Origin of the sequence: Pedobacter sp. MR2016-19 (genome assembly GCF_014947265.1) — a bacterium.
Taxonomy (GTDB): Bacteria; Bacteroidota; Bacteroidia; order Sphingobacteriales; family Sphingobacteriaceae; genus Pedobacter.
In genome coordinates this window covers 1-7,134 of sequence record NZ_JADCNK010000040.1, presented here as the reverse complement: position 1 = coordinate 7,134, position 7,134 = coordinate 1, and the positions used below count along the sequence as shown (strand labels likewise).

Genomic DNA, 7,134 nt, shown 5'->3' with positions numbered 1-7,134 from the left:
GCACCCCTCCAAAGGAGGGGAATTATCCCTCGTCGTCTTTATGCAATTTGCATTCCCCTCTCCCAGAGGGGTGTCCGGAGGACGGGGTGTTAATAACGCCCTATAAAATCCAAAATATCCTGATACAATTGATTCCCGCCAAAAATCATCTGACTAATCATCGGTACGTGGCTTTTGCCTTTAATTTCTTTTATTTCTACGGGAACATTATTAGCTTTAAGCTTTTCGTATAACCTCGGCGTTTGCAATTTAATGGCTCCGTAGGTTTTGCTTCCATAAAAAAGGAGATGCGGATTTTTGATATGGTTTACATAGTCCAGCGGCGAGGCAACTTTCCAAACCGCAGGCTGATCGGTAAAAGTCCGGATGAAATCAAAATAAAAATGGTCTTTTTCGGCTGTGGTTAAATATTCCTGCATATCCAAACCAAACGGATCATTTAAGATTACCCCTTTAATCGGGTTTTTAATACCAGCTTTTTTAAAATATTTAGGATCGGCGTTGATCAGTTCACCCAGGTGCGCCCCGGCCGAATGTCCCATTACAAAAATCTTTTCCTTACTCGCCGTATAATCGGCTATATGCTCTTGTACCCACTTTACAGCCAAAGCACAATCATCGCCCATTTTTTCGTACTGAACATTTGGCGCCAAACGGTAATTGATGATGACGGTAACTACACCCTTTCGCGCGAAATTCCTTCCCAACCACCAGTAAGTTTCTTTTTTACCACTGCTCCACGAGCCACCGTGAATGAAAATTAATACGGGTTTATTTTTAATGCTATCGTTTTTGTAAAAAATATTCAGCGTATTGGCTTCGTCGGTATTGCCCGCATAATTGATGTTTTTTACTTTTTTAACCTGTGCAGAAGAAAGTATCGTTTGGAACAAGAGCATTACTAAAACAAGGGATTTGTACATAAAAAAAGATTTAACGCTTTAGTTAATAAACGAAATTGTTGTAGAGGTGGATTTGTTAGTAGTGAGTATTAAGTAGAAAGTATCAGGTATCAAGACATTTATATAGACGCCAAGCACCCCCACTAACGCTATTAGCCTTACTGTTTAAACGCTTCATCTTTATACCGCAACCCCTCTAGCCTTGATCCGATATCAGATTTATTTCAGGTTCTATTCTATCTAAAATATATAAGGTTAGGCGCTAAACAATTGTACCGGGTCTTCGACTCCGCTACCATAGACAGAATTCATTAGCACAGCGTCATTCCCGCGCAGGCGGAAATCTTAAAGCGCTTGCATTACGATTCCCAATCAAGTTGGGAATGACGATTCCTCGCAGCCTATAATCCGCCAAAAAATCTGTCATTCATATTGATTTTCAATAATAAATTAACCCTCAGACTGACAATTAATCCAGCTTAAACCGCCAACATAACTGTGCCACCAAAACGCCAAACTCTAACCGCAATACGCTATTCTATTTACCTTACCCTTAAACCTTCTACCTTAAGCCTTAATCAGCGGATTCTTCTCTTTTGCAAACAAATCAAAAACTTTTTTATCTACAAATGCAGGGAAAAGTTTGTTCATCCATACCGCTAATTTCCCTTGTCCGGTCATGATTAATGTACGTTTGCGTTGTTCAATACCATCGGCGATAATGCCCGCCACCTCTTCTGATGTCATCATTTTACCTTCATCCATACTGGTTTCGCCATGCGCAGCACCATCTTTCGATAAGGCGGTTACACGGATATTTGAAGCGGTAAAGCCCGGACAGGCCAATAAAACGTTTACACCAGTTTTTAGTAATTCGGTGCGTAAAGATTCCATAAAACCATTCATTGCAAATTTAGAGGCCGAATAACCTGTCCTGCCAGGCAAACCGCGGTAACCTGCAATTGATGATATGCCTACTACCGTTCCTTTGGTTTTTAAAATCTCAGGCAAAGCATATTTGGTACAGTAAACCGTTCCCCAAAAGTTCACATCCATCAGGTTTTTTAACACCGATAAATCCAGATCGTTAAAAAGGGCACGCATCGACAATCCTGCATTATTTACCAGAATATCAATTTTTTGAAAAGAAACCAAAGCCTGTTTGATAATCAGTTCGCAATCGGCCTCTTTACTTACATCAGCTTGAACCGCAACGGCCCTGATGTTATATTTTTTTTCCAGATCGGCGGTAATTTCGCAAAGGGTTACATATTGGCGGGCGGCTAAAACCAGATTGGCGCCACGTTTTGCAAATTCTTCGGCGCAGGCTTTTCCGATTCCACTCGACGCCCCGGTGATGATGATAACTTTATCTTTCATTAAAAAATGATTTTCTTTTTGAATGTTGAGTGCTTTATTCCTGTAATCCTAAAATCCTGTAAATCTTAATCCTATTTCATCATTGCAGTTTCGTAAGGCACACGGGTTACAATTGATCTGCCTAATGTAATTTCGTCGGTGTATTCGAGTTCGCCGCCAAATGCAATTCCGCGGGCAATGGTGGTTACCGGAACATTAAATTCTTTCAGCCTTTTATAGAGATAGAACAAAGTGGTATCGCCTTCCATATTCGGACTGAGCGCTAAAATTACTTCTTTAATGCCTCCTAATGCCATTCTGGCCACCAATCCATCAATAAACAAATCGGAAGGCCCAACACCGTCCATTGGAGAAATTAAGCCCCCTAAAACATGGTAAACTCCAAAATATTGTCCGGTATTTTCAATCGCCATTACATCGCGGGTATCTTCTACCACACAAATGGTTTCTTTATCGCGTTTTATCGAAGTACAGATTTCGCATACGGTATAATCAGAGATATTATGACAGGTAGTGCAATGTTTAATCTGCTGTTTTAACTTGATAAATGTATTGCCAAACTGGTTTACCTCCTCCTGCTCTTTGTTTAAAAGATGTAAAACCAAACGTAAAGCCGTTTTTTGCCCTACACCCGGAAGTTTCGAGAATTCGTTTACCGCATCTTCGAGCAGCTTGGATGAAAAATTCATGGTGCAAAAATAGGTAAAATGGTTTGTTAGTTCAATAGTTCATTAGTCATTGGTTCATTGGTCAATAGTTTAATGGTTAATAGTTCATAGCCAATAGTAACTGCAAATTACCAACTGAAAACCGGATATTGGTTCATAGCTCATGGTCAATAGTAACTGCAAATTGCCAACTGAAAACTGGTTCATAGTTCATGGTCAATAGTTAGATAGTTCATGGTCAATAGTAACTGCAAATTGCCAACTGAAAACTGGTTCATAGCTCATGGTCAATAGTAACTGCTAATTACAAACTGAAAACTGGATATTAGCTCATGGTCAATAGTTAGATAGTTCATAGCCAATGTTAACTGCAAATTGAAAACTGGTTCATAGTTCATGGTCAATAGTTCATAGCTAACGGTAACTGCAAATTGCCAATTGAAAACTGGATATTCGTTCATTGGTCAATGGTTTGATAGTCCATGGCTTGGTTGTTTGTGGTTAACTTGCTTATTAGTTCGATAGTCCGTTTGCTTAGGTCGCCATGCTATTGCAAATAGGCCATTAACTATTGAGCCATAGGCCATCAACCAAATAGCAAAACCTATTGACTTTAAATTCGAATTTCTTACATTTATCAGCTTAATACGAAACTATGTCTCCAACCATTCTATTGTGTTTCCTGATCGGTTACTTTTTATTGCTGATCATTATTTCCTTTGTAACCTCAAAAAACTCATCCGATAATTCGACCTTCTTTGTTGCCAACCGGAACTCTAAATGGTACCTGGTTGCCTTTGGAATGATCGGCACTGCCCTTTCGGGGGTTACCTTTATATCCGTACCTGGTGAAGTTGGAGCACCCAGCGGAAACCAGTTTCAATATTTCCAGTTTGTGCTGGGGAATGCGGTTGGCTTTATCATCATCGCTACAGTTTTGCTCCCGCTTTACTACCGGATGAACTTAACATCTATTTATAGCTATATCGAAAAGAGATTAGGCCACTATAGCTACAAAACCGCAGCATCGATCTTTTTATTGAGCCGTACATTGGGTTCAGCGACAAGATTGTATTTGGTAGTAATTGTTTTACAGCGTTTTATATTTGATAATTATGGAATCCCCTTCTGGTTAACGGTATTGATTTCGTTGGCATTGATATGGTCGTACACTTTTAAAGGTGGATTAAAAACCATCATTATTACCGATACTTTACAAACTTTTTTCCTCGTTTTATCGGTTTTCTTAACCATTTACTTCATCTGTAACAGCCTCAATTTCAATATCCCACAGGCATTTGAGACAGTAAAAAACAGTAGCTATTCCAAGATATTCTTTTTAGATGATTTCCTGACCAATAAGTTCTATTTCAGTAAACAGTTTATCGGTGGTATTTTTGTGACCATTGCCATGACGGGCTTAGACCAGGATCTGATGCAGAAAAACCTGAGCATGGGTACCATCAAGGAAGCACAGAAAAACATGTTCACTTTTACGGGTGTATTCGTGATCCTGAATGTTTTCTTTTTAAGCGTTGGAGCATTGTTATACATTTTCGCCACAAAAAACGGCATTGATATTCCTTTAGATCACATTACCGGAAAACCAAGAACAGATTTACTATTTCCGGAAATTGCGTTGAACAACCTGGGTGCTATACCAGCCATTATCTTTATGCTGGGTTTAACCGCTGCAACCTTTGCCACTACCGATTCGGCTTTAACGGCTTTAACCACCTCGTTTTGTGTCGACTTTTTAGGTATGGATAAGGCAGAAAATGTAAATGCAAAAGATGCGGTAAAAAAACGCCATACCGTACACGTCGCCTTTTCAATTTTGATGTTCCTGGTGATTATCGTCATCAATGCATTTAACAGTTCATCCGTAGTGAGTTTAATTTTCACCATTGCCTCTTACACCTACGGACCGCTTTTAGGGCTGTATAGTTTTGGATTATTTGTAAAAAAACGCGGACTTCATGATAAATTAGTGCCGATAGTTTGCTTATTATCACCTTTTTTATGTTACTTGCTTGCAACGAATTCGACCACTTTATTGGGCGGTTACGTTTTTAGTGTTGAACTGATTTTAATTAACGGTTTAATCACATTTATAGGCTTGTTGTTCATCAGCAAAAAAACTGATGCGCAAACCAAATTTTAATATTAGAATAACAGTATATGACGAGTGAAGAAAAAATTAGAAGTGCTTTTGAAAACAAAGACTGGCAGGAAATCAAAGTAACCGATTCCTGGCAAATTTTTAAAATCATGGCCGAATTTGTAGACGGCTTTGAAAAACTGGCTAAAATTGGCCCATGTGTTACCATTTACGGATCTGCCCGTACGGCCCAAACGCACAGATATTATCAATTGGCAGAACAATGTGGTAAATTACTAACCGATCGCGGTTACGGTGTTATTACAGGTGGTGGTCCGGGCATTATGGAAGCCGGTAACAAAGGCGCCCATACAAACGGTGGTAAATCAGTTGGTTTAAACATTGAATTACCTTTTGAGCAGTTCCACAATAAATATATCGATCATAATAAATTACTGGAGTTTGATTATTTCTTTGTACGTAAGGTGATGTTCATGAAATACAGTCAGGGTTTTGTGGTTTTACCAGGTGGATTTGGCACCATGGATGAGCTATTTGAAGCTTTAACCTTAATCCAGACCGGCAAAATTGCACGTTTCCCTATCGTATTGGTGGGCGTGGATTATTGGGGTGGATTAATTGACTGGATTAAAGGAACCATGTTGCAGAAGGAACACAATATCCACGAAGAAGATTTAAACCTTTTCAGGTTGGTAGATACCGCTGAAGAAGCTGCAGAGCATATTTTCCGTTTCTACGATAAATATGTACTTAAACCGAATTTCTAGATGGTTCAATAGTTCATTTGCCATTGGTTCATTAGTATGGTTAACAGAAAATTGCAAACTGATAATTGATAACTGAAAAAGTGCTTACAAACAATAAGCACTTTTTTTATGTCTTCATTTATTGTAACAACTGAAGAAAACTGCCATCTAAAATAAAACGTAATTAAAATGTCGAAATTTATCAATTGGAAAAGTAATTGGCTTAACGGAAACTTTCAGCTTTTTGCAGATGGTGTTCAAAAAGGTATGATTTCTTTTAGCAGCTGGAGAAGCGATGCAGAAAGTATGCTTGAGGATAAAAACTATCAATTTGTAAACGAAGGTTTTTGGCAATCGAGAACCAAAGTAATTGATAGAAAAACGCTTGAGGTGATTGCAATCATCAATTACGATAGCTGGAAATCGAAGGCTGTGATTAGTTTAAATACTGGCGAACAGTACGAATGGAAATCAACCGGCATCTGGAAATCGCAATGGACGGTAAGCAATTATAAGGATGAGCATATTATGTATACTTCGAGCAGCAACAGTGGCGCAATATCTTCCAATACAGATAATAAATTATTAATAATAGCCGGTTTATTTATTAAACAAATTTACAACAAACGGACAGCTCTCATGATTGCCTGCATCGTTCCGGTTATTACCACATCGACACTTCGTCATCATTAATTGTAAATTTAACCTTTTTGTGAGATGGAACAGGTATTAAGTTGGAGAAAAGGTTTATTTGATAGTAATTATCAGGTAATAAATAATGGCTATCTAAAATTTTCCATCAATTTTGGTTCGTGGAAAAATACGGCAATAGCCACTACTCAGGCAGGTATTTACCTGTTAAAAAGTGAAGGGTTTTCTAAACCGGAAACTAAAATTCTAGACAACCAGAATCAGGTTTTAGCCTTAATTACTTATGATTGGCTGGGTTTTAAAGCCAGGATTGTATTTGCCTCTGGCGAAACTTTCGATTGGAGTTATCAAAACAGCTGGTTAAGCCGTTGGTCTTTAAATAACCATAAAGACAAACAGATTCTTTTTAATGCTTCAGCAGGAAGTGGATTGATCCATACCAATGTTGATGATGATATGCTGGTACTATGTGGCCTTTTTATAAGGGAATACTATTCGAGACTGATTTTCGGCCTGATTATTTTTATATTCTGCGTGCTTACTTTTAAAAGTATTTTTTAGCTGTCATTCTGAGCGCAGCGAAGAATCTGTAAGCAACAATCTGGTCTTAGCATCTCGCTAAGACAATAAAAAATAAATTATTGAATGCCATAGCGAGACGCTCC

General features: G+C 38.4%; 7 protein-coding genes. 4 read left to right on the top strand and 3 right to left on the bottom strand.

The genetic code is table 11. The features are described from left to right. Window positions 1–89: 89 nt before the first annotated feature. The 3 genes from IM793_RS24535 to recR all read right to left on the bottom strand — a co-directional run bounded on the left by IM793_RS24535 (window position 90) and on the right by recR (window position 2,971). On the bottom strand, window positions 90–923 hold the full coding sequence (locus IM793_RS24535; RefSeq protein WP_193426129.1) for an alpha/beta hydrolase: 834 nt from the start codon (window positions 921–923) through the stop codon (window positions 90–92). A gap of 546 nt (window positions 924–1,469) precedes the next feature. After that, the gene (locus tag IM793_RS24530) at window positions 1,470–2,282 is read right to left on the bottom strand and encodes an SDR family oxidoreductase (protein WP_193426127.1); all 813 of its coding nucleotides are present in this window, start codon (window positions 2,280–2,282) and stop codon (window positions 1,470–1,472) included. A gap of 71 nt (window positions 2,283–2,353) precedes the next feature. Continuing rightward, complete coding sequence (recR, locus tag IM793_RS24525) at window positions 2,354–2,971, bottom strand: recombination mediator RecR (RefSeq protein ID WP_193426125.1); 618 nt, start codon at window positions 2,969–2,971, stop codon at window positions 2,354–2,356. Between the two features lie 634 nt (window positions 2,972–3,605). Here recR and IM793_RS24520 point away from each other — a divergent pair. The 4 genes from IM793_RS24520 to IM793_RS24505 all read left to right on the top strand — a co-directional run bounded on the left by IM793_RS24520 (window position 3,606) and on the right by IM793_RS24505 (window position 7,030). Continuing rightward, window positions 3,606–5,114: a sodium:solute symporter gene (locus IM793_RS24520; protein WP_193426123.1), complete on the top strand. Its 1,509-nt coding sequence runs from the start codon at window positions 3,606–3,608 to the stop codon at window positions 5,112–5,114. Window positions 5,115–5,131: 17 nt separating this feature from the next. Continuing rightward, window positions 5,132–5,839: a TIGR00730 family Rossman fold protein gene (locus tag IM793_RS24515; RefSeq protein ID WP_029278019.1), complete on the top strand. Its 708-nt coding sequence runs from the start codon at window positions 5,132–5,134 to the stop codon at window positions 5,837–5,839. A 168-nt stretch (window positions 5,840–6,007) separates the two neighbouring features. Continuing rightward, window positions 6,008–6,511 carry a hypothetical protein gene (locus IM793_RS24510; RefSeq protein ID WP_193426121.1) on the top strand — a complete coding sequence of 168 codons (504 nt, stop codon included), beginning with the start codon at window positions 6,008–6,010 and terminating at the stop codon, window positions 6,509–6,511. A 24-nt stretch (window positions 6,512–6,535) separates the two neighbouring features. Further along, a complete protein-coding gene (locus IM793_RS24505) occupies window positions 6,536–7,030 on the top strand; it encodes a hypothetical protein (RefSeq protein WP_193426120.1) in 495 nt (164 codons plus the stop codon). Window positions 7,031–7,134 lie beyond the last annotated feature (104 nt).